14 protein-coding genes are annotated in these 24,342 nt (G+C 35.6%); 4 read left to right on the top strand and 10 right to left on the bottom strand.

Features of this window, described 5'->3' with window-relative positions; all coding sequences use genetic code 11:
- Positions 1 to 24: 24 nt before the first annotated feature.
- The 5 genes from QLS65_RS10520 to QLS65_RS10500 all read right to left on the bottom strand — a co-directional run bounded on the left by QLS65_RS10520 (position 25) and on the right by QLS65_RS10500 (position 7,883).
- The gene (locus QLS65_RS10520; RefSeq protein ID WP_282717470.1) at positions 25 to 1,830 is read right to left on the bottom strand and encodes a glycoside hydrolase family 13 protein; all 1,806 of its coding nucleotides are present in this window, start codon (positions 1,828 to 1,830) and stop codon (positions 25 to 27) included.
- Between the two features lie 270 nt (positions 1,831 to 2,100).
- Positions 2,101 to 4,404 carry a glycoside hydrolase family 65 protein gene (locus QLS65_RS10515; protein WP_282717468.1) on the bottom strand — a complete coding sequence of 768 codons (2,304 nt, stop codon included), beginning with the start codon at positions 4,402 to 4,404 and terminating at the stop codon, positions 2,101 to 2,103.
- Between the two features lie 93 nt (positions 4,405 to 4,497).
- Positions 4,498 to 5,157 carry a beta-phosphoglucomutase gene (pgmB, locus tag QLS65_RS10510; RefSeq protein ID WP_282717466.1) on the bottom strand — a complete coding sequence of 220 codons (660 nt, stop codon included), beginning with the start codon at positions 5,155 to 5,157 and terminating at the stop codon, positions 4,498 to 4,500.
- Positions 5,150 to 6,670: an MFS transporter gene (locus tag QLS65_RS10505; RefSeq protein WP_282717464.1), complete on the bottom strand. Its 1,521-nt coding sequence runs from the start codon at positions 6,668 to 6,670 to the stop codon at positions 5,150 to 5,152. The genes pgmB and QLS65_RS10505 overlap by 8 nt, the downstream gene beginning before the upstream one ends.
- A gap of 190 nt (positions 6,671 to 6,860) precedes the next feature.
- A complete protein-coding gene (locus QLS65_RS10500) occupies positions 6,861 to 7,883 on the bottom strand; it encodes a LacI family DNA-binding transcriptional regulator (protein WP_099713676.1) in 1,023 nt (340 codons plus the stop codon).
- 235 nt (positions 7,884 to 8,118) lie between these two features.
- On the opposite strand from QLS65_RS10500, the gene QLS65_RS10495 reads away from it, so the two are divergent.
- From QLS65_RS10495 to QLS65_RS10480, 4 genes are all read left to right on the top strand, one after another.
- A complete protein-coding gene (locus QLS65_RS10495) occupies positions 8,119 to 11,058 on the top strand; it encodes a SusC/RagA family TonB-linked outer membrane protein (protein ID WP_282717461.1) in 2,940 nt (979 codons plus the stop codon).
- Between the two features lie 17 nt (positions 11,059 to 11,075).
- Positions 11,076 to 12,674 carry a RagB/SusD family nutrient uptake outer membrane protein gene (locus tag QLS65_RS10490; protein ID WP_282717455.1) on the top strand — a complete coding sequence of 533 codons (1,599 nt, stop codon included), beginning with the start codon at positions 11,076 to 11,078 and terminating at the stop codon, positions 12,672 to 12,674.
- Between the two features lie 23 nt (positions 12,675 to 12,697).
- Entirely contained in the window at positions 12,698 to 13,810 is a 1,113-nt protein-coding gene (locus QLS65_RS10485; RefSeq protein ID WP_282717449.1) for a SusE domain-containing protein, read from the top strand.
- Positions 13,811 to 13,885: 75 nt separating this feature from the next.
- Complete coding sequence (locus QLS65_RS10480) at positions 13,886 to 16,774, top strand: alpha-amylase family glycosyl hydrolase (RefSeq protein ID WP_282717447.1); 2,889 nt, start codon at positions 13,886 to 13,888, stop codon at positions 16,772 to 16,774.
- Between the two features lie 114 nt (positions 16,775 to 16,888).
- Here QLS65_RS10480 and acs read toward each other — a convergent pair whose 3' ends face one another.
- The 5 genes from acs to QLS65_RS10450 all read right to left on the bottom strand — a co-directional run bounded on the left by acs (position 16,889) and on the right by QLS65_RS10450 (position 24,342).
- Positions 16,889 to 18,796: an acetate--CoA ligase gene (gene acs / locus QLS65_RS10475; RefSeq protein ID WP_282713183.1), complete on the bottom strand. Its 1,908-nt coding sequence runs from the start codon at positions 18,794 to 18,796 to the stop codon at positions 16,889 to 16,891.
- A 15-nt stretch (positions 18,797 to 18,811) separates the two neighbouring features.
- Positions 18,812 to 20,710 carry an acetate--CoA ligase gene (locus QLS65_RS10470; RefSeq protein ID WP_282717445.1) on the bottom strand — a complete coding sequence of 633 codons (1,899 nt, stop codon included), beginning with the start codon at positions 20,708 to 20,710 and terminating at the stop codon, positions 18,812 to 18,814.
- Positions 20,711 to 20,727: 17 nt separating this feature from the next.
- The gene (locus tag QLS65_RS10465; RefSeq protein WP_282713181.1) at positions 20,728 to 21,090 is read right to left on the bottom strand and encodes a response regulator transcription factor; all 363 of its coding nucleotides are present in this window, start codon (positions 21,088 to 21,090) and stop codon (positions 20,728 to 20,730) included.
- 3 nt (positions 21,091 to 21,093) lie between these two features.
- Positions 21,094 to 23,799, bottom strand: a complete 2,706-nt coding sequence (locus tag QLS65_RS10460; protein ID WP_282717443.1) for a sensor histidine kinase — start codon at positions 23,797 to 23,799, stop codon at positions 21,094 to 21,096.
- A 318-nt stretch (positions 23,800 to 24,117) separates the two neighbouring features.
- Positions 24,118 to 24,342 carry a DUF6814 family protein gene (locus QLS65_RS10450; protein ID WP_282713178.1) on the bottom strand — a complete coding sequence of 75 codons (225 nt, stop codon included), beginning with the start codon at positions 24,340 to 24,342 and terminating at the stop codon, positions 24,118 to 24,120.

The following is a 24,342-nucleotide window of genomic DNA, read 5'->3' as shown; positions in this document are numbered from 1 at the left end:
CTTAGCTGTTTGATGTGGTATGTGTTACTTCAATTCTAAAATCAAAACGGACTTAGGTTCTATTATAATTTCGTTTGTAACGTCAAATGTAAGTTCAGAAATTACATCTTTTCCGGTTTTAAAGTCTTTGATGTTTTCTTTGAAACGATGTGTATTGACAGTTTTGGTCTCATTACTATTGTTCATTAGAACCATCACCGTTTCATCTTTGTTGTATCTAAAATAAACGTAGATGTTATTCTCCGGAATGTAATGTGTCATTTTTCCAAAATGAACCGCCGCTTTTGTTTTTCTCCAATTGAATAATTTAGAAGTAAAATTAAAATAATCGCTTTGTCCCGGAGTTCTTCCTTCTTTGATGAAAGCATTGTTTTGATCGCCTTCCCAACCGCCTGGGAAATCTTGACGAATATCGGCATCGCCTTTGTTTTTATCACCGGCCATACCTATTTCGCTTCCGTAATACAATTGAGGAATTCCACGAACGGTAGCCATCAAAGTCATTGCCATCTTGTATTTTCTGATGTCGTTTCCGTAGGTTTGATTGAAACGATTCGTGTCGTGATTTTCGACAAAAATTAACATATTGTTGATGTTTGGATACAGAAAATCATTTGTAAAATTATCATACATTTTCACCACTCCTTTGTCCCAAGTTCCTTCGTCTTCACTGAACGCTTTACTGGTTGCCTCATATAATGTAAAATCCATTACACTTGGTAAATACGAGTTGTAATTTTGTATTTCAGCAATTTTACTGTCTTTTTGCCAATACGCCATTTGCGCTTGACTTTGCATCCAAACTTCCCCTACAATATTAAAATTTGGGTATTCATCGGTGATGGATTTTGTCCATTTTGCAATTCCTTTTGGGTCTGAATAATTATAAGTATCTACTCTAAACCCATCCAAATCTGCATATTCAATCCACCAAATCGCATTTTGAATCAGGTATTTTAAAGTCAAAGGATTTGTCAAATTTAAATCGGGCATCGATGGAACAAACCAACCGTCTATCGCGATTTTTTTATCAAATTTTGAAGCATTAGTGTCGTGGATAACCGTTCTTTTGTGATTGGTTTGCGTGTAGGTTTCAAATTGATTGATCCATTCTTTTGTAGGTAAGTCTTTCATCATCCAGTGTTCAATTCCCCAGTGATTCGTCACATAATCCATTACCAGTTTCATGTCTCTTTTGTGCATTTCGGCTGCTAATCGAACATAATCAGCATTGCTGCCGTAACGGGGGTCTATTTTATACACATCGGATTGACCATACGTGTGATACGAAAACTTAGCGTCGTTATCCTCACAAAGAGGCGTACTCCAAATGGTCGTTGCGCCCAGTTCTGCTATGTAATCCAAGTTTTTTATGATTCCTTCAATATCGCCACCGTGTCTTCCTCCAGGTAATTCTCTATTGTATTTTTCTTGGGTAGCATTTTCACTGTCGTTGTTTCTGTTTCCGTTGGCAAAGCGATCCGGCATCAATAAATACATCATATCCGAAGAATCAAAGCTTTTGCGTTGTGCTGAATTTTCTCTTCTTTGGCGCAAGCTGTATTTTTGTGTAAATGTTTCTTTGTTGTTGTTTTTAAAAGTAAAAACAAAATCAGATGCAGCTACTTTTTTGGTGTCAATGGTAACAAAAATGTAGTTGGAGTTTTCCGTTCTTTTAACGTTAGTTATTTTTATACCATTAGAAACCGTGACTTGGTATTGAGAAATGTCTTTGCCATAAAAAAGAATTTGCAGTTCTGGATTTTGCATTCCTGCGTACCAAAAAGGCGGTTCCATTTTGTCGATTTGAGCGTTTAAAGTTAAAGACATAAAAAAAAGGAATAAGGTTATTTTTTTTAGAAAGCTCCTATTTATGAACGGAAACGAACCTGTTTTATGCATTGTGAAATATATTTTATTGACATTTAGATTTTTCGCTAACTTAAAATAGTCAGCCGATTTTATAAAAATTGGAATCCTTAAATTTGAATTAAGAACAGTTATCAATTAAACAATCCCAATGTTATTGGGATTGTTAGTAAGCCTAGCGAGGCTTGGAATCAAGTGATAGAATTAACTACAAGTTCTAGCAATTGTTTATTATACCGTAACTAAATTTTCAGACTTAACAACTGTAGGCTGACCATTTACTATGATTTTCAATTCTTTGTCGCCATCAATTGAAAAAGTTGTTTCCTTATGATTAATTGCTACTTTCAAAATTTGATTTCTGAAATTAATTTTAAACGAGTAACCTTCCCATTCTTTTGGAATTTTTGGAGAAAAATGAAGCGTATCTTCTTTAATTCTCATTCCGCCAAAACCTTCCACGATACTCATCCAAGTTCCTGCCATCGATGTAATATGACAGCCTTCTTCCACTTCTTTATTGTAATCATCTAAATCCAGACGTGAAGTTCTCAAATAGAACGTGTACGCCATATCCATTTTGTCTAATAAAGCCGCTTGAATCGAATGTACGCAAGGCGAAAGTGAACTTTCATGAACGGTAAATGATTCGTAAAACTCAAAATTATTTTTCAGTTCTTCTTTCGAAAAATGATCTTCAAAGAAATAGAAACACTGTAAAACATCGGCTTGTTTGATGTACGGCGAACGTAAAATTCGGTCCCAAGACCATTTTTGATTGATTGGTCTTTGGTTTTTGTCCAAATCAGCTACGCGAACTAATTCTTTGTCCAAGAAACCATCTTGTTGCAAATACACGTTATGTTCTTCCGAAAAAGGGAAGTACATATTATCCGAAACTTTTTTCCAAGATTGTAATTCAGAATCCGATATTTTTACTTTTTCCGTAATTCTTTTGTGATCTGAAGGGTATTCCAGAGACACTTTTTGAATTTGTTCGTAGGTATATTCCAGACACCATTTTGCAATATAATTGGTGTAGAAATTATTGTTTACGTTGTTCTCATATTCATTTGGACCCGTAACTCCAAGAATTACATATTGGTTTAAATGAGTCGAAAAGTTGGCTCTTTGATGCCAAAAACGTGCAATCCCTATTAATACTTCCAGTCCTTTTTCAGGGATGTAACTGTAGTCGCCAGTGTATCTGTAAAAGTTATAAATGGCAAATGCAATGGCTCCGTTTCTATGAATTTCTTCAAAAGTAATTTCCCATTCGTTATGGCATTCTTCACCGTTCATAGTTACCATCGGATACAAAGCAGCACCATTAGTAAATCCTAATTTAGCAGCGTTTTCAATGGCTTTATCCAATTGATTGTAGCGGTAGGTCAATAAATTTCGAGCCACTTCCTGATCTTTGGTCGCCATGTAAAACGGAATGCAATACGCCTCGGTATCCCAATAAGTCGATCCGCCGTATTTTTCTCCCGTGAAACCTTTTGGTCCAATGTTCAAACGGGAATCTTTTCCTAAATAGGTTTGGTTCAACTGGAAAATATTGAAACGAATTCCTTGTTGTGCTTTTACATCGCCATCAATTGTAATATCTGACATCTCCCAAATTTTTGCCCAAGCATCAATCTGGTCCTGCAACATTTTCTCGTATCCTAACGCTAATGCGGATTGAATCACTTTCTCCGCAGCAGTAACGGTGTTTTCGTGGTTTAAAGAAACCGTGTAACCACCAATTTTTTGGATAGATGATTTTTGGCCTTGAGCCACAATTACATCATAACTAAATTGAATTTTATCGGAAGTCGCATCAATATTAGAAGGAGAAATAGCCGTTTTTTCACCATTAGACAAAATGCTATTTTGCATGAAAGTGGTTACTTTGAAATGTGTTTTGAACGTTTGTGCCGTTACAAAAGCTTCATTTACTGATTTTTTCACCTCAAGTGGTTCCCAGAATTTTTCTTCCCAGTTGGCATCTTCATTGGTTACGCCAGCATCAATATATGGTTTGTACACTATTTTTGAATCTTTGTTCAAAGGTGTAATTTCGTAATTAATAACCCCAACTTCATCCAGAACGATAGAAAGAAAACGACGAATAGTAACTGCTATTTGAGTTCCGTTTTTCAATGTGGCTTCAAAAGAGCGATTGTACCAACCTTCTTTCATGTTCAACTCACGACGAAAATTTTTGACTTCGGTACAGGTATTCAAATCGAATTTTTCTCCGTTGATTTCGATATCGATTCCAATCCAATTGGGAGCATTTAAAACTTTTGCAAAATATTCCGGATAACCGTTTTTCCACCAGCCCACTTTAGTTTTGTCCGGGTAATATATTCCTGCGATGTAACTTCCCTGGAATGTTTCTCCAGTATAATTTTCTTCAAAATTAGCACGTTGTCCCATTGCACCGTTCCCAATGCTGAACAAACTTTCAGATGATTTTACGCTCTCTACATCAAATCCTTCTTCTATGATTGACCAATTATCTGGTTTTATATAATCTTGATTCATTCTTTCCTTGTTGTTTAAAGTTTGAAAAATGTATGGTTTAAAGGTTCGATTTTATGGTTTTACCACAGTTTATGGAACCTCTTGTTTTTTATTCTATCTTTTTATTAAGTCTTCTATGAAGTTAGTATCAATTGCTGTGAAATCTTTAAAGATGTATTTTGCTTCATGCAAAATACCAGCTTCACCGATTCCTATACTGGTCATGTTTCCAATATTGGCTGCTTGAACTCCCGCCACTGAATCTTCAAAAACAAAAGCATCTTCCGGTTTTGTTTCTAATAATTTAGCAGCAATCAGGAAAACTTCAGGATCAGGCTTTGCATTGGTCACATCATTTCCATCTACAATAACATCAAAATAAGATAGTATTCCAGTTTTCTCCAGAATGGGTCTGGCATTTTTACTCGCAGAACCCAATGCTATCGGTTGATTTTTTTCTTTTAGAAATTTTAAAATTGGATATACTCCAGGAAGAATCTCGCTTTCGTCCATATCAACTAAATAGGATAAATACTCTTCATTTTTTTGAAGTAACCATCGGTCTTTATCTTCTTGCGAAGCTTCCACTTTTCCTAATTCTAATATAATATCCAAAGAGCGCACACGGCTTACTCCTTTTAATAATTCATTATGTTCCAGTGTAAATTCAATATCTAATTCATTTGCGATTTTTTGCCACGCTAAATAATGGTATTTTGCTGTGTCAACAATCACTCCGTCAAGGTCAAATATGAATGCTTTTCTATTATTCATGAATTTCAATTTTTGTTCTGTTGTTTACTCTAAGGGTAAGTAAACCGGCAAATATCATCGATACTCCGCCAATTAATAATGCGTAAATAGGTTCGTTTTGAAAAAATTGTTTGACAATAAAACCTAAGATTGTTGCGGCAACAATTTGTGGAATAACTACAAAAAAGTTGAAAACTCCCATATAATACCCCATTTTTGCTGCTGGTAAAGCACCTGATAGCATCGCATAAGGCATTGATAAAATACTGGCCCATGCAATACCAACGCCTAACATTGGAATTAATAATAAATATTTGTCTCCAATAAAATAAATAGAAAGTAATCCTACACCACCAGAACACAATGCCAGTAAATGTGTGGATCGAACCCCTACTTTTTTTGCTATTACAGGCAATAAAAAAGCAACTGCAGCAGCTACTCCATTGTAAACTGTGAAAAGAACTGATACCCAGTCAGCAGCATCATTATATACTTTTGAAGTTGTATCCGTTGTTCCAAAAATATGTTGTGTAACGGCTTGAGTAGTGTAAATCCACATGGAAAAAAGTGCAAACCAAGAAAAGAATTGAACCCAAGCCAGTTTTTTCATTGTGGTGGGCATGTTCAATAAATCGGTCATGATGATCGTGAAACCATTTTTTATTTGGACAACCCTAAGTCTGGAAGTAACCATGAATAAGATTCCAATCACAATTAATCCGATAAATAAAATGTAGAGTTCTTTAGTAAGTTGGTTTTCGTAAATAATAAACGAAATGATGCTTCCTAACAAAGTCATTACAAATCCTAAATTGAATTGTCTTTTGATATTCGCTTTGGTTTCGAACTCAGTTTCAATTGGAGCTATTTCTTTAGTGTCTTTGTCTTTTTGTTCAAAAGCTTCTAATTCTTCAGGAGAATATTCAGTAGATTTAAAAATAGTCCACAGTACAGCCAGTAGAAAAACAATTCCTCCTATATAGAAAGACCATTTTACAGAATCTGGGATGATTCCTTCAGCTGCGGTATTGCTTACGCCAAAAACGTTTGTGAAAATGTAAGGAAGTAAGGAACCGACAACGGCACCCAATCCAATGAAAAAACTTTGCATGGCAAAACCTAAAGTTCGTTGCTTTTCGGGTAGATTATCCCCTACAAAGGCGCGGAAAGGTTCCATTGAAATGTTGATTGAGGCATCCATCATCCATAATGTTCCTGCGGCAACCCACAATGTAGGCGAATTAGGCATTATGAACAAAGCTATCGATGATAAAATGGCACCTATCAGAAAATAAGGTCTGCGTCGGCCTAATCTGGTCCAAGTTCTATCGCTAAAATAACCAATTATAGGTTGGATAATTAAACCGGTAACAGGAGCAGCAATCCATAAAATAGGGATTTCATCAACCTTTGCACCTAATGTTTCAAAAATTCTTGAAGTGTTTGCGTTTTGCAGTGCAAAACCAAATTGTATTCCTAGAAAACCGAAACTCATGTTCCAAATTTGCCAGAAACTTAATTTACGCTTTTCCATTATCGTAATTTAAAAAATTAATACGATAAGCGCTATGCTTATCAAAACTTATCTTATTTTCGAAGTAAAAGTTGAAGCTTTGAATGGGTAAATATAAAAATATATTTCAAACATTTGTTTCTCATAAAAAAATTAAAGGAAACATTTTCAACTACAAGGTTGTAGTAATGAATAAACTAACAAATAAAAATTAATTAGTTGATTCTCTTTCTATCAAATGGGTTTCAATTACTTCAGTTTTATAGTTTTCGTCCTCTTCGTCTTCTTCAGATTCGAGTCTTTCAATTAGCATTTTTGCGGCTTTATTTCCCATTTTTATTCCACTCTGACTTACGGTAGTAATAGTAGGTGTAGAATATTTGGAAATTATACCATCTGTAAAAGCAATAACCGCTAAATCATTTGGCACATTCAGCCCTATTTTATTAGCTGTTTTGATTATTGTAACTGCAAAAAGTTCATTTACAGCAAAAACGGCATCAATAGCTTTATCTTCCAATAGTTTTCCAATGGTGATTTCGCAGGTATCAATGTCTTCAATTTTGATGATTAGGTCTTCATTAAAAGGTATTCCGTTATCAAGAAGTGCTTTAGTGTACCCATCAGTTCTTAGTTTTCCTACGCTTACATAATCAACGGTGGTAACCAGAGCGATTTTTTTTCGTCCTTTATCAATCAAGCTTTGAACGGCTTCATAAGCCGCATATTTATCGTCTATAATTACTTTGTCGCAAAGGATATCATTGGTAACTCTGTCAAACATCACAACGGGCATTCCTTGATTGATGACTTCGGTAATATGATGGAAATCGCCTCTGAATTGGGTTTCTTTTGAAAGCGACATGATAAAACCATCAATGCTGCCATTAGCCAGCATTTCCATATTTAAGACTTCTTTGTCAAAGGAATCGTCTGACAGACAGATGATAACGCTATATCCGTTTTCATTTGCAACCTGTTCGATTCCGTTAATAACTGTTGAAAAGAAATGGTGAACTATTTCTGGAATAATGATTCCAATGGTTTTGGTTTTTCTGTTTTTTAAACTAAGTGCAATATTGTTTGGCTTGTAGTGGTAAAATTTAGCAAATGCTTGAACTTTTAGTCTGGTTTCTTCACCTATTTCGAGGCTATTTCTCAAAGATTTTGAAACGGTAGAAATGGATACATCTAATTCTTTTGCAATTTGTTTAAGCGTTATTTTCCTTTTCATGGTGAAGATATGGTAAAAAATTATTTCTTAATAAAGATAAAATTAAATTTTATAAATGGTAATTAAACTGATAAAAATTTATGTAAATCAGAAAGTTTTCAACACTATTACGTTTTCGTAAGTCAAATAAAAAGGGGCCTTGTCGAGCGTGACTAAATTTACATAAATTTAACATTCGAAGTAATAGTTAAGGTTGAAAACTCAACAAAAAATTAAATTAATTTAAACAAAAAGTATGAAAACAATTTATAAAAAGTTGTTAATTTTATTACTGCTACTCCCTTTTAGTATTCTGGCTCAGAATACTGTTGGCGGAACTGTTCTTGATAAAGTGTCAGGGCAGCCAATTCCGGGGGTAAATGTAAATGTACAAGGTGCCGCTAATGGTGTTTCTACTGATTTTGATGGTAAATATCTGTTATCTAATGTTAAGAAAGGTGATAAAGTAGTATTTTCTTATATCGGATATAAAAATACTGTAGTGGATTATGTTGCCCAAAAATCATTAAACGTTTCTTTAGAAGAAGATGCGAATCAATTAAAAGAAGTTGTGATCCAAGTAGGATACGGAACAGTTAAGAAGAAAGATGCTACAGGAGCTGTAACGGTATTGACAACTAAAGATTTTAATAAAGGACCTGTAACTTCTGCGGATCAAATGATTCAAGGTAAAGTTGCTGGTTTGCAAATTATCAATGGAGGAGGTTCTCCAGGTGAAGGTGCTACAATTAGAATTAGAAGTGGGTCTTCTTTATCTGCAAATAACGATCCTTTATATGTAATTGACGGTGTGCCAGTTGCTGCTGGTGGAGTAGAGGGAAGTAGAAATCCATTGTCTACAATCAACCAAAACAACATCGAATCTATTTCGGTTTTGAAAGATGCTTCGGCGACTGCAATTTATGGTTCTCGTGCTTCTAATGGGGTAATTATCATTACTACCAAAAAAGGAAAGGCAGGGGATTTACAAGTAAATTATAACGGAAATTTTCAAGTATCTGAAATCACAAATAAAGTGGATGCTTTGTCAAGTACTCAATTTAGAGATTTCGTAACGGCTAATGGTAATGCTGCACAAATAGCTTTGATGGGTGCTGCTGATACAGATTGGCAAGATGAGATTTACAGAACGGCTATCGGTACAGATCATAATATTTCCTTAAGTGGTGGTTCTGATAATATAGTATACAGAGCGTCTGTAGGTTATGCTAATTTAAATGGTATCCTGAAAAGAGATAACATGGAGAGAACAACATTAGGTGTTGGTGTAACAGGTAATTTCTTGGACAATCATCTAAAAATCGAATTGAACAATAACACTTCTATTATAAACAGTAATTATAGTGATCGTGGTGCTATTGGATCCGCTATTCGTTTTGACCCAACTCAGGTTGTAAGAAATCCTGATGGTACCTTTTTTCAATGGTATACTTCTGCTACTGAAATCAATCAATTGGCTGGAAGAAATCCATTGTCTTTGATTGAACAACAAAACAATTATGGTACTTCATACAGAAGTATTGGAAACATCCAAACGGAATATAAAATGCATTTTTTACCAGAGTTGAAAGCGGTTGCTAACTTTGGTTATGATGAATTAAGTGGTAGATCTTTCGGTAATACCGACGCTAATTACCTAAATGGTTTGTCAGGTTCTGGATATAACAATAGCTATGAAAGAACACAATCTCGTTCGAATAAGTTGATGGATTTATTTTTAAATTACAATAAAAAAGTAGAAGCTATTAATACTGTTTTTGATGTGACTGGAGGATATTCGTATCAAGATTTTAGAGAGTTTTATAATTCTTCAAATTTTGAATTTCAGACTAAAAACACAACTTCACCACCATCTTTTCCATCACGTATTAACTTGCAATCTTTCTTTGCAAGAACAAATATTACTATCGCTGACAAGTATTTATTGACATTGTCTTACAGACGTGATGGAACTTCAAGATTTACAGAAACTAATCGTTGGGCAAATTTCCCTGCTGTTGCTTTAGCTTGGAAATTGAATGAAGAAAACTTTTTGAAAGATGTGTCTGCTATATCTACATTAAAAATCCGTGGAGGTTGGGGTATTACCGGACAACAGGATATTGGATTTAGTTACCCATCTATTCCATTGTATTTAGCATCTAATACAGCTGCTCAATACCAGTTTGGAAGTGATTTTTATACTACATACAGACCACAACCGTATAACAGTAACTTGAAATGGGAACAAACTACTACTGTAAATGCAGGTTTAGATTTTGGATTTGTGAACAATAGAATTACAGGTAGTGTTGATTTATACGAAAGAACTACTGAAGATTTATTATTGTACACTCAAAACCCATCATTCTTTGGATTCTCTAATTATGATAATTACAACGTAGGTACAATCGAAAATAAGGGAATTGAAATTGCTGCAGAAGTTATTCCTGTTCGTAATGACGATTTTGAATGGAGAATTGGTGGAAATATAACATTCCAAGATTCTAAAATCACTAAGTTGACGACTACACAGCCTAATACTCCGGGTATTAATATTGGAGGGTATGAAGGTGCTACAGGAAACACGATTCAAAATCACCAAGTAGGATATGCGCCAAGTTCATTTTATGTATATGAGCAAGCGTATGGTGTAGATGGAAAACCTTTAGACGGTGTGTATATCGACAGAAATAAAGACGGATTGATTACACAACAAGATAAATACCGTTTTCACAAACCTGCAGCTGATGTTTTTTACGGTTTCAATACAAGTGTAACCTACAAAAACTTTGATATGGGAATGAACTGGAGAGGATCTTGGGGTAACTATAATTACAACAACGTAGATTCAAGCAAAGGTTCTTTCAATAACATTTTGATCAGAAATACAGATTTATCAAACGGTGTTGAAAACCTTTTGGAAACAGGATTTAGATCAAATGACACAAAACGTTTCGAATCTGATTACTACATTCAAGATGCTTCTTTTATTAGGTTGGACAACGTAAGTGTTGGATATACTTTCAATCAAAAAGAGAATTCAACTTCATTAGTTAAATTGACATTATCAGCTCAAAATGTTTTGGTAATTACTAAATATGAAGGATTAGATCCAGAAATTTCTGGAGGTATTGATGGGAATTTATACCCACGACCAATTACTTTCACGTTAGGTTTAAACGTTAATTTCTAATACAAATAACAAGAAAAATGAAAAAGACACAAATAAAATTATTGGGTATTTCTTTGTTACTGTTGGTGATGTTATTCCCATCGTGTACAGATGATTTGAACCAAGTCCCGGATAGCGCAAATGCAATTCCAGGTGAAGAATTTTTTAGCACGCCAGAGTCGTACAAACAATATCTGGCTAAGTTATACGCAGGATTTGCTACTTCAGGTCAAACTGCAGCTGGTTCTCCTGATATCTCTGGAATTGATGAAGGAGAAAGTCAATATATCAGAGGGTATTGGTTAATGCAGGAATTAACTACAGACGAGGCTGTTATTGGTTGGAATGACGGAACAATAAAGGATCTTCATAATCAGACATGGACTTCTTTAGACCGTTTTATCACGGCTACATTTGCTCGTTTCTCTTTTCAAATTGTAAACTGTAATGAGTTTTTAAGACAAACTACAGATGAGAAATTAGCGTCTAGAGGTCTTGATGCTGCTTTAATAGCAGAAATTAAAACGTACAGGGCAGAAGCACGTTTCTTAAGAGCATTGACATATTGGCACTTAATCGATATGTTTGGTGGCGGATCTTTGGTGACTGAAAATTCTCCAACGAATTTTTACTATCCTGAATACGCTACAAGAGCAGAGTTATACAAGTTTGTTGATGAGGAATTAACAGCAATTACACCTGAATTGAAAGCTGCAAAAACCAATGAAGCGTATCGTGTAGATCAAGCAGCAGCTTGGATGTTACAAGCTAAATTGTATATGAATGCGAAAGTATATATTGGTAGTGATAACTACGCAGGAGCATTGCCATTAATTACTAAAGTGATAGGGTCAGGTTATGCTTTGCATACTAATTACAACCAATTGTTTTTTGCTGACAATGATAGAAATGGAGCTCAAAACGAATTCATTTTTACAATTGCTTTTGATGGTCTTAAAACTCAAACTTATGGTGGAACTACTTTCTTGACGCATGCACCAGTTGGTGGCACTATGAAAGCTTCTGAATTTGGAATCAATGGTGGTTGGGCTGGAGTCAGAACAACATCGGCATTTGTAGATAAGTTTAGTGGTAATACTACTGACACAAGAGGGCAATTCTATACGGATGGACAAACGAAAGAAATCGTTGATATTAGTTCATTTACTGATGGGTATGCTATTCAAAAATTTAGAAACGTAGATGTTAATGGTGTTTCTGGTTCAGATAAGGCAGGTAATTTTTCTGATTCAGATTTTCCAATGTTTCGTTTAGCAGATGCTTATTTAATGTATGCTGAATGTGCGGTAGTTGGTAAAGTAGGTGATCTTGGAACAGCCAGAGGCTATGTGAATGCTTTGAGAACTAGAGCAAATGCTTCAACGATAGCTACTCTTACTGCTGATGCAGCAGGTGCAAACTTAATTCTTGACGAAAGAGCAAAAGAACTACACTGGGAAGGTCACAGAAGAACGGATTTAATTCGTTTTGGTAAATTTTCAGGCGGTAGTTATATATGGCCTTGGAAAGGAAATGTAGCTGGTGGAGCGCCAACTCAAGCGTTTAGAAATTTATTTCCTATTCCTGCTACTGCATTGTCATCAAACAGTAAATTACAACAAAACCCTGGATATTAATAATATTTAAAATAAATAGAAAAATGAAAAATATAACTAAATCAGTAATTGCTTTATTCGCGGTACTTGCCTTGTCTTGTAGCGTTGAAGATGTAGAAGATAGACCAGTAATTCAAGGAGTTGATACTCCTGAATTAGTTGCGCCTGAAAATGATAAATCATACATATTACTTGAAGAAAATGCTGACGATGTTGCGGAGCGTTTTGTTTGGACCAAAGCAACTTATGGCGGCGATGTTGAGATAGGATACAAACTTTTGATAGATATTAAAGGTGGCGATTTTACAAAAGCAATTGAATTAGGAGGAACTTCTGGTGCCACTCAAATCGAAGTTACTGTAAAAACTTTAAATCAAGCAGTTATTCAATTAGGTGGTACACCAGATCAATTAGGATCTTATGATATTAAAGTGATGTCAAGCCTTGCAGGAGCTGAAAAAATGATGTCTGAAACTCCATTGACTATTTTAGTTAATGCTTACACAGGATTAATTCCTTATGGGTTTACAGACTGGTATTTTGTAGGTGATGCAACTGCTTCAGGATGGAACAATAACAATAAAAATCAACCATTATTCAGAAGCGGAACAAATCCAAATTTATATAAATTCACTGGATTCTTTAAAGCGGGTGCATTTAAATTGATTTCTACACCTGGACAATGGGCACCAATGTTTGGTAAAGGTGATGGAGATGCTATTGTGGCTAGACCAACAGAAGCTGATCCAGATCCAGCATCTTTTACAATTGCAACTGATGGATATTATTCTTTCACCATGAATACTGAAACATTAAAATATACTTTAGTGGCTTATGATGCATCTGCTGCTGCAACTTTTTCTACAGTTGGTATTATTGGAGATAGTACTCCACTAGGATGGGATGCTTCAACAGCATTAACTCAATCAGCATTTAACTCACATGTTTGGTCATTGGATTTATTACCATTAAATGATGGAAAAGCTAAATTCAGAGCAAATAACGCATGGGATGTAAATTGGGGTGGTAATACTGCTTTTTCTGGATTTCCAAGTAATGGAGCAAGCGGTGGTGATTTGCCAGTTGCAAAATCAAAATACAAAGTCTATTTCAATGATTTAGATGGTAGTTATTTAATGATTCCTAATCAAGAATAATTTATTTCTATAAAAAAAAAGGGCTATCTATGGGATGGCCCTTTTTTTGTTTTCTAATTTAATTAACAATAAACCATGAAAAAAACTATACTTTTTTTATTGTTTTTCCTTTCAATTGTTGCTACAGCTCAGCAACAAGCAATCGCTTATACCATAAGCCCAGCTACTTTTGAAGAAACGACATCTGTTACCATTACCATCAATGGGAATAATGTAAATGAAGCAACTTGGGGAGTTACCGGAAACGCATTATACATGTGGACTTGGTCTTTTGACATCAATGATGCAAACAGTATTGATTGTCCTACTAACGGTACATGGACTTCATCCAACGAAGCGAATAGATTTACTTACAACTCCGTTACGAATACCTATACTAAAACTTTTACTCCAAATACCTTTTACAACAGAAACGGAATAGGAAAAATAGGTTTTCTTATTAAAGCTAAGGATGGAACGGGAGATAAAAAATCGCAAGATAATTTTGTTGAAGTTGGTGCGTACCAAGTTACACTAACTGCTCCGGCTGAAAATAGTTCCACAATTATTGCTTCAGGTGGGAGTTTGACTATTTCAGCTACTAATACTAGTGGAAATGCCAGTTATGTATTGAAAGCAAATGGTACAAATTTAAATACTAATGCTGCTACTTCCAGTTATTCCTATAATCATACGAATGTTACAGGGAACCAAAATTACGAGCTACAGGTTACTCAAGGAACAACAGTTATCACTAAAAAGTTCGGTGTTGTAGTTAATCCGGGTACGGTTAGTGAGTCAATGCCGCTAGGTTTATTAGACGGAATCAATTATAATGCTGCTGATGCCACTAAAGCAACTCTTGTTTTAGACGCTCCGTTCAAAGATTTTGTTTATGTAGCAGGAAGTTTCAACAGCTGGCAGCCTACGGCTTCTTATGCCATGAAAAAAGATCCTGTTTCTGGTAAGTTTTGGTTAGAATTAACCGGATTAGTTTCAGGAACAAATTATACGTATCAGTATTGGGTAGTTGATGCTACACCTATTGCAGGTACACCTTCTTTAGTGAAAACAGCCGATCCTTATTCAACTTTAGTGTTGTCTCCTTTTGATGATGGTAGTATTCCGGCTGCAAGCTATCCTAATTTGCCTGCTTATCCAGTAGGACAAGAGAGAGAAGTTACTGTTTTGCAAACAGGAAAATCTCCTTATGCTTGGAGTGCGGCAACAACAAATTTTGTGAAACCAGCTAAAGAAAATTTAGTGGTATATGAATTGTTAGTTCGTGATTTTGATGCTAACAGAACCTATCAAGACTTAATTAATAAGATTGATTATTTCAAAAATTTGAAAATAAATGCGATTGAGTTAATGCCTGTAATGGAATTTGAGGGCAATGAAAGTTGGGGTTATAATACCTCTTTTCACATGGCTTTGGACAAATTCTACGGAACTTCTGATAAGTTGAAAGAGTTTGTGGATTTATGCCATCAAAACGGAATTGCGGTAATTCTTGATGTAGCATTGAATCATGCTTTTGGAAGAAATCCAATGCTTCGTATGTGGATGAATGATCCTGACGGAGATGGTTGGGGTTCTCCTTCAACTGAAAACCCTTATTTTAATACAACGGCAATGCACAGTTATAGTGTGGGTGAGGATTTCAATCATCAACAACCCAGAACACAAAACTATGTACAGCGTGTCATTAAACAATGGGTAGAAGAATATAAAATTGACGGATTTCGTTGGGATTTAACCAAAGGATTTACTCAAAATTGTCCTGCTAATGTTGCTGGTGGTCAAGAAGCTTGTACCGGAGTTAAGCAACAAGATAGAGTAGATGTATTGCGAAAATATGCTGATTATTCTTGGAGTTTAGACCCAACACATTATACTATTTTTGAGCACTTGGGTAATGATGATGAAGAGCAACTTTGGGCAAATTACAGAATTAATGAAACGCCAAGTAAAGGAATTATGATGTGGGGAATAATGACCGGTCAATATAATGAATTGTCTATGGGGTTTGCCGGAAATATTTCTCGTATGAACAGTACGAGCAGAGGTTTTACCACAAATAGATTGATGGGTTATGCCGAAAGTCATGATGAAGAACGATTAATGTATAAAAATTTACAATTCGGGAATAGTACCAATGCTGCCCATAATGTAAAAACACTAAATGTAGCTTTGTCTAGAATGTCAGCAATTGGAGCCGTTTCTTTATTGGTTCCTGGACCAAAGATGATTTGGCATTTTGGTGAGCTAGGTTGGGAAAATTCTATTTTTGCTTGTAATAATGGAACGGTAAATACTTCGTCCGATGCTACTTCTGGGGATTGTAAATTAGATACCAAACAACAGCCACAATGGGTTAATAATTGGCTTGGAGATACCAATAGAAGTAAAATTTATAACGATTGGTCCAAAATGATTACGATGAAAACTGTAGAGCCTGTTTTTTCAGGAACTGCAACCATATCGAATACCAGTTCATTGTATCCAAATATCAAAATTACCAATAGTACTTTGGCGTCAAGCCAACTTAAAGATGTTTTGATCTTGGCTAATTTTAATGTAACCACACAAAATGTAGCAACTGGATTTCCTTACACAGGACAGTGGTACAATTTGATGGACAATACAACAATCACGGTCACTAATGTAAATGACCCAGTAACAATTCCAGCTGGTGAATACCGAATCTATGGAAACAAAACGGCCTCTTTGGCAATAGTTGATTATGAAAAAACACCAACTGTTTTGTTGTATCCAAATCCGGCTTCGAGTTATTTTACTTTAAATGCTGCAACTTCCAAAGTTCAAATTTTTTCTATAACGGGACAATTGGTAAAATCGTTTGATGCAAATCAAGCCGAAGGACATCAATATATTATTAGTGATTTGAATCAAGGTTTTTATATAGTAAAAGCGTATGATGAGAATAATGGAGTTCAGGTATTGAAGTTCATTAAGGAATAGTACGATTTGTTTGTTTTAAATGTTTGAAAGGCTGTCTTTGTAAAGACAGTCTTTTTTATATAAAAAAACTGCTTCGTTTAGGAAGCAGTTTTTAACAACAATTAAAACTAAAATCTAAATTTTTCCGTCTTTGATTTCTTCCACAATTTCAGGATTCAATAACGTTGAAATATCTCCAAAATTAGAGTAGTCTCCTTCGGCAATCTTACGCAAAATTCTGCGCATGATTTTTCCGGAACGTGTTTTTGGTAAACCGGAAACAAACTGAATTTTATCCAGTTTTGCAATCGGTCCAATATGGTCTGATATGTGTTGGTTAATCTCTTTACTAAGATTTTCTCTGTCGCGATATTCTCCCGTTTCTTTTAGAATTACAAAACCATACAAAGCATTCCCTTTGATGTCATGAGGGAAACCTACAATGGCTGATTCCGCAACTGCTGGATGCTCATTGATAGCATCTTCAATAGGTGCAGTGCCCAGATTGTGCCCAGAAACAATAACAACATCATCTACGCGACCCGTAATTCTGTAATATCCCACTTCATCACGCAATGCACCGTCTCCAGTGAAATATTTGCCTGGAAAGGTAGAAAAATAGGTGTCTTTATAACGCTGGTGATCGCCCCAAATGGTTCTGGCAATTCCTGGCCAAGGAAATTTAATGCACAAACTTCCGGTTACTTGATTGCCTTCAATTTCGTTGCGCTTTTCGTCCATCAAAACAGGTTGAATTCCTGGTAATGGTAACGAAGCATACGTAGGTTTTGTTGGGGTTACAAACGCTATTGGCGAAATCATAATTCCTCCGGTTTCTGTTTGCCACCATGTATCTACCACAGGGCATTTTTTATCTCCTACGTGGTTGTTGTACCAGTGCCAAGCTTCCTCGTTGATAGGTTCTCCTACAGATCCAATTACTTTCAAAGAAGTTAATTGGTAGCGTTGCACGTATTCGATGCTTTCTTTTGCCAAAGCTCTAATGGCTGTTGGTGCCGTGTAAAACTGAGTAACTTTATGCTTTTCGATGGTTTGCCAAAAACGACTGAAATCAGGATAGGACGGAACGCCTTCGAAAATTACAGTTGTGGCTCCATTCAATAACGGTCCGTAAAGAATATAAGAATGTCCTGTAATCCAACCAATATCAGCAGTACACCAAAAAATATCATTGTCTTCATAATTAAAAACATTCTTAAACGTATAGGCGGAATACACCATATAACCCGCCGTAGTGTGTACCATTCCTTTTGGTTTTCCGGTAGAACCGGAAGTATAAAGGATGAATAAAGGATCTTCAGCATCCATGATTTCGGCTACATTATTATCGGAAGCTTTGTCTAAAAGTGGTTGTAACCATTGATCACGACCTTCTTTCATATTGATAGTTGAGTTGATTCTTTTAGCAACTAAAACGTTCTCCACACAAGGACAATTCAATAAAGCTTCATCAACGATACTTTTTAAATCGATGGTTTTGTTTCCGCGATAGCCACCATCTGAAGTGATTACCATTTTACATTCGCTGTCATTTATTCTTGCAGCTACTGCCGAAGCAGAAAATCCTGCAAAAACTACTGAGTGAATAGCTCCAATTCTGGCACAGGCCAAAGTGGTAATCGCTAATTCAGGAATCATGGGTAAGTAAATACAAACACGATCTCCTTTTTGTATGCCTTGTTCTTTTAAGACATTTGCCATTTTGCAAACACGTTCGTACAATTCATTATACGAAATATGCAAAGCTTCTTCGTTTGGATCATTTGGTTCAAAAATGATAGCTGTTTTGTCTCCTTTTTTAGCAAGATGCCTGTCGATACAGTTTTTTACAATGTTTACTTTCGCATTGGTAAACCATTTTATATCGGCTTCAGCCATATTAAAGTCTACAACTTTATCCCATTCTTGGTACCAAGTAAAATTTTCAGATGCCACTTTGTCCCAGAATTTTTTGGGTTCACGAACTGATTTTTTGTAATGTTTGAAGTATTCTTCTAAATTGTTAATTTTATAGTAACTCATGATTATTGATAAATTTTATAAATTATAAACCCCTATTTTATATTTTTTTAATGTTGCAATGATTTCTTCCACAATCGATTCGTCATCAATAGTTGACGGAATCTGGAATTCATCGCCATCTGTAATGCTGCGCATTAATTTCCGGAGGATTTTCCCTGAGCGCGTTTTTGGTAATCGCTGTACAATAACTACATTTCGTAAAGAAGTCACAGCTCCAATTTGCTGGCGAACCAGTTTAATGGTTTCTTGTTCCAATTGATAATGCTCAATCTCTGTACCTAATTTGGTTACTACCAAAGCCAAAGGAATTTGCCCCTTTAACTCATCCTGAATTCCAATAACAGCGCATTCAGCAACGGATTGATGGGAAGCAACAACTTCTTCCATTTCCGCTGTCGATAAACGATGTCCAGCTACATTAATAACATCATCCGTTCTTCCGGTGATGAAAATATAACCGTCTTCATCTTTGTAACCACCGTCGCCAGATAGATAATATCCGTCAAATTTACTGAAATAACTGGCTTTAAAACGGGCTTCGTTCTCCCAAATTCCCAACATATTTCCTGGAGGTAAAGGTAGTTTTACTACGACCAATCCTTCTTCATTCGCTTTTAATTCTTCGCCGTTTTCATTAAAAATCCGAATGTCATATCCACAAACTGCTTTTGTTGCGGAACCCGATTTCACAGGCATTTTTTCAATTCCAAGAGAATTAGCAATCATTGGCCAGCCTGATTCTGTTTGCCACCAATGGTCAATTACCGGGATTGGAATGTGCTGTTGGTACCATTCTAATGTGGCGTTATCACAACGTTCTCCCGCAAGAAATTGATTTTTAAGATGGCTTAAATCATATTGTTTGATGAATTCTCCATCAGGATCTTCTTTCTTGATGGCTCTGATGGCAGTTGGAGCCGTAAACATGGTGCCCACTTTATGCTCTGAAATTATTCTCCAAAACGTACTCGCATCTGGAGTTTTGATAGGTTTTCCTTCAAAAATTATGGTGGTGTTCCGATTCAATAACGGTCCGTAAAGAATGTAGCTGTGACCAACTGCCCAACCCATATCTGAAGCCGCCCAAAAAGTTTCGTCTTGGTTTACATTATAGATGTATTTCATGGAAAATTTCAATGCCACGGCATAACCACCAGTATCTCTTACGATTCCTTTGGGTTTTCCTGTAGTGCCGGAAGTGTATAAAATATACAGCGGATGATTGGAATGTAAAGGAATACAAGGCGTTTCTTCGGAGCCGTAAACCAAGGCGTCGTAATCCACATCGTACTTCTTAAACGGAATTCTGGCGCCTAATTTCCTGTTGAAAACAATCACTTTTTTTGGTCGGTGAGAAGCAAGTTCAATAGCTTCATCTACTAAAGGTTTGTACGCAATTAATCGGTCAATCTCTATTCCGGATGATGCCGTTATGATAGCTCTGGGTTTGCAATCATCGATTCTAATCGCCAATTCATGCGGTGCAAAACCTCCAAAAACAACCGAATGAATCACCCCAATTCTCGCACAAGCCAACATAGCAAATGCAGTTTGAGGAATCATTGGCATGTAAATTATGGCAGTATCTCCTTTTTTTAACCCGAGTGATTGCATGCCTCCTGCGAGTTTTGCCACTTCGGTTTTTACTTCTGAATAGGTGTATTTTTTTATAGTTTGTGTTACCGGAGAATCATAAATAAATGCGGTTTGATCGCCATAACCATCTTGAACATGTTTGTCTAATGCGAGATAACAAATATTTAATTCGCCATCTTTGTACCAAACCGGATAGCCGTTCTCGTCTTTCGATAAAATCGTTTCCGGTTTCCGGTACCACTCAATTTCATCAGCTTGAGCTGCCCAAAATGCTTCTGGTTGCTTTATGCTTCTGGTATAAATTTCTTCGTATTTCATGGTGTTGAATTTGTTTCTTATTGAATTAAATCCTGTACTTGTTCAATTAATTTTTTGATTGAAAAAGGTTTAACAACATATAAATTTGCACCTAATGAAAGTCCTTTTTCAATGTCTTTTTCTTTGTTCTTTGCCGAAAGGAAAATAACTTTGCAATGTTGCAATCGTTCGTCTTTTTTTATTTGTTCCAATGTGGCAAAACCGTCAACCATGGGCATCATTACATCCAGAATAATTACATCCGGAAGTTGTACTTCTAAAATATCCAAAGCCTCTTGGCCGTCACGTGCTATAAAAACTTCAAAATTGTTCTTTTTGAAAGTATATTCCAGCGCCATTACAATATTTGGCTCGTCATCTACAATTAAAATTTTTTTCATTTTTTAACTATTTTCGGTTGTATTATAATTGGGTAATGTAAAGATGAAAGTGGCTCCGTCAGATACATTATTTTCACTCCAAATATTTCCTTTATGGTGTTCTATAATTTGTTTGCAAATGGCTAGGCCTAAGCCGCTTCCTATTGGTTTTTTAATATTCTGGTTTCTCGATTGATAGAATTTATCAAAAATGGCTTCAGCATCTTCTTCTTTAATGATTTTACCGTTATTGTGTATTTTGACTTCTATATTGGTTTCGTTTTCATGAATCGAAAGCACTATTTTTCCATCTGTTTCAGAACAAAATTTTATGGCATTCGATAATAAATTATGAATCACCTGAACAATTCGTTCTTCATCATAAAAAGCTCTTGTTACCTTGCTAGAATCCTCAAATTCGATACGTATATTTTTGTTTTTAATTAATTGATTCAGGGAGTCTAACGTATTTTTAATGGTCTTTGTAATGTTGTTTTTAGATAAATAAATCTTTTGTTTTCCGGTTTCAAATTTTTCTAAATCCAGAATTTTATCAATCAAACGATTCAAACGATCGGACTCCGAAATGATGTTTTGTAAAAACTGCTTTCTCAATTCTTCCGGTATGTCATCATCGTCATGAAGAATCTCGCTTGCGGCACGAATCGCTGTTATTGGCGTTCTCAATTCATGGGTAACCGTATCTAGAAATTCATCTTTTTGAATGTCTTTGTTGACCAGTTCCTGATTGGCATTTTTTAATTGTTCTGATATTTTTTTTAATTCATTCGAAGTATCGGTCAACTTCTTGTTGATGATGATGTTTTCTTTGGATTCCTCCAAAATTCGCAACACTTCGGGCAAACTGATTTTGTCTTCCTTAACGACGCTTGATATTAATATTTTGGCGGAAGCCGTACCAATGTGTCCCGTCAATAAATTTTCGGCAAATTTTATAAATCGGGCATCAGCAGTCGTAATGTTTTTATCGATGTTGTATTTTAAATTGAAGATAGTCAAAGCTCGTTTTGTTCGGTCTTCGCCAAGAAATCGCTGCAACACTTTTTGAATATCCGATATGTAAGCGGTTCCTTTCCATACAAAAGCATTTTCATGATTGGTGATGTATTTGTCAATGTCCACAAACATTTCGGCATAATTGCGTTCTCTGTAATTTCCTTTGAAACTCACCGATACTGCGGCATAACTCATGATGTTAATTAATAAGCTCCAAAAAACAGCATGCGGAATAGGCTCTAAATAATCCAAGCCAAAAAGTTGAAATGGCTTTAAGAGGGAAATTCCCCAAGGTCCTTCGGTAACAAAAAGACTAACTGAATTAGTCATTCCGGTTGCATATGGAATTAGTAAGGTATAAAAACAAACAGCAAATCCGAGAATGATTCCTGTAACAGCACCATTTTTTGAGCCTCGTCGCCAAAAGATAGCACCAAAAAAGGAGGGCGCTAATTGTGCAATGACCACAAATGCTACTAAGCCTATTGAAACTAGTGAATAGTCTAGAATAAATAATCTGTAGATGGCATAGGCCAAAATAATTAGAGAAAAAATTCCGATTTTACGACTGTTTACGATGCGTTTGCTGTTTTTTTCTTGCGACGAATTTTCTAAGGAGCCGATAAAGCCATACGGAATCAATAAATTGTTACTTAGCATTGTAGCGAGAGCGATAGAAGATACAATAATCATGGAAATGGCTGCCGAGAACCCACCGAGAAACACTAAAACAGTCAGTACGTTATTATCAAAAAGCTGAGGTATCAATAAGGAATACGTGTCTGAGTTATGGCCTTTACCTTCAAAAAGAATATTGCCGCCCCAAGCAATAGGAAATACAAAAAGGTTGAAAAGTAATAAGTACAACGGAAATAGCCAAATGGCTGTTCGAATGTGGGTTTCTTTATTGTTCTCGACAATCGCCGTATGGAATTGTCTTGGCAAAAGGAAAATAGCAAACATGGATAGAATACAAAGGAAGAACCAGTTGATTCCGTTTGTAATGCCACCAATCGTATTTTTTTTGTCAAAATCCTTGAGGACAGCCGCTTTTTGATAAATATCATCAAAACCGTCAAAAACAAAATAGGTAACATAAATCCCCACGATCAAAAAGAAAACTAACTTGAGAATAGATTCCATGGCCACGGCAGTAACAATGCCTCTTCTTTTCTCAGATGCATCAACATATTTAGTTCCATAGTAAGAGGCAAAAAGGGCTAGAGCAAGACATACGTAGGTTGTAGTATCAGTAAAAATATTTGAACTTGCTTGTGTTTTTGTAACAATATGAAAGGTATCTGATATCGATTTAAGTTGTAAGGAAATGTAGGGTAAAATTCCAGAAATACAAACTATGGTAACCAATGCTCCCAGAAATCTGCTGTTTCCGTATCGTAAAGAAATAAAATCTGCAATGCTGGAAATTTTATTCACTCTCGAAATTCGGATAATTTTCTTGAGAATAATCATCCACGTTGGGATAATTAATATGGGGCCTAAATAAATGGGTAAATAATTCAAACCAGATTCTGCAGCAACACCAATACTTCCGTAATAGGTCCAGGCTGTACAATATACGGCTAATGAAAAGGAATAGATATAAGGATTATTTGTCCATTTAGAATGGCTTCTTTTTTCGGACCAATAGGCAATGTAAAAAAGAATCGACAAATAAAGCACCAATATTAATAAGAGTCCAATGCTATTCATAATATCTTTTTATAATTAGGTACGATATGGCGATTGAAAACAGCCAAGCCGAGAAGATATAGATGTATATGATTGGGAATCCAAAAATTGGTTTTGAACTGTCAAATAACAGCAAGAGTGGCACGTTCAAAGCTAATAGCATTAGCATTGAAAGGATAACTAACTTTTGTTCGTGTCTCTTTTTCATAAGAAGATGCAGTTTGCTTTTCAGCGGTATTACTTTCGCTTTTAAAGATTCTATTTTTGAATCTGGGTTTTTAATTTAAAAATAGCCAATCTCTGCAAATGCATGCAGAGACTGGCTATTGTGGAATTTAATTAGTCGTTTTTTTCGTCATAATCACCCATTAAGGAATAATACCCAAAGGTTCCCAATCCTAAAACTACAAGCGGTAGTAGTATGAAAAATATGATTATTCCGAAAACTAAATCTTCCTGTTTGCCGGAGGTCAATTTGCCTCCAAAAATGTCAATGCAATAATAGGCCGTAGCAACTGCTAATGCAATCCAAACTAATCCTAAAACTCTTTTTATCTGATTCAT

The sequence above is a fragment of the Flavobacterium algoritolerans genome (assembly GCF_030010385.1).
Classification (GTDB): domain Bacteria; phylum Bacteroidota; class Bacteroidia; order Flavobacteriales; family Flavobacteriaceae; genus Flavobacterium; species Flavobacterium algoritolerans.
This window is presented reverse-complemented; position numbering and strand designations above follow the sequence as displayed.

Coding starts and splice junctions, on each gene's coding strand:
- QLS65_RS10460 (WP_282717443.1), bottom strand. CDS start 23,799: ATGAATAGCATTGGACTCTTATTAATATTGGTGCTTTATTTGTCGATT.
- QLS65_RS10495 (WP_282717461.1), top strand. CDS start 8,119: ATGAAAACAATTTATAAAAAGTTGTTAATTTTATTACTGCTACTCCCT.
- QLS65_RS10490 (WP_282717455.1), top strand. CDS start 11,076: ATGAAAAAGACACAAATAAAATTATTGGGTATTTCTTTGTTACTGTTG.
- acs (WP_282713183.1), bottom strand. CDS start 18,796: ATGAGTTACTATAAAATTAACAATTTAGAAGAATACTTCAAACATTAC.
- QLS65_RS10470 (WP_282717445.1), bottom strand. CDS start 20,710: ATGAAATACGAAGAAATTTATACCAGAAGCATAAAGCAACCAGAAGCA.
- QLS65_RS10465 (WP_282713181.1), bottom strand. CDS start 21,090: ATGAAAAAAATTTTAATTGTAGATGACGAGCCAAATATTGTAATGGCG.
- QLS65_RS10500 (WP_099713676.1), bottom strand. CDS start 7,883: ATGAAAAGGAAAATAACGCTTAAACAAATTGCAAAAGAATTAGATGTA.
- QLS65_RS10515 (WP_282717468.1), bottom strand. CDS start 4,404: ATGAATCAAGATTATATAAAACCAGATAATTGGTCAATCATAGAAGAA.
- QLS65_RS10480 (WP_282717447.1), top strand. CDS start 13,886: ATGAAAAAAACTATACTTTTTTTATTGTTTTTCCTTTCAATTGTTGCT.
- QLS65_RS10520 (WP_282717470.1), bottom strand. CDS start 1,830: ATGTCTTTAACTTTAAACGCTCAAATCGACAAAATGGAACCGCCTTTT.
- QLS65_RS10450 (WP_282713178.1), bottom strand. CDS start 24,342: ATGAATCAGATAAAAAGAGTTTTAGGATTAGTTTGGATTGCATTAGCA.
- QLS65_RS10505 (WP_282717464.1), bottom strand. CDS start 6,670: ATGGAAAAGCGTAAATTAAGTTTCTGGCAAATTTGGAACATGAGTTTC.
- QLS65_RS10485 (WP_282717449.1), top strand. CDS start 12,698: ATGAAAAATATAACTAAATCAGTAATTGCTTTATTCGCGGTACTTGCC.
- pgmB (WP_282717466.1), bottom strand. CDS start 5,157: ATGAATAATAGAAAAGCATTCATATTTGACCTTGACGGAGTGATTGTT.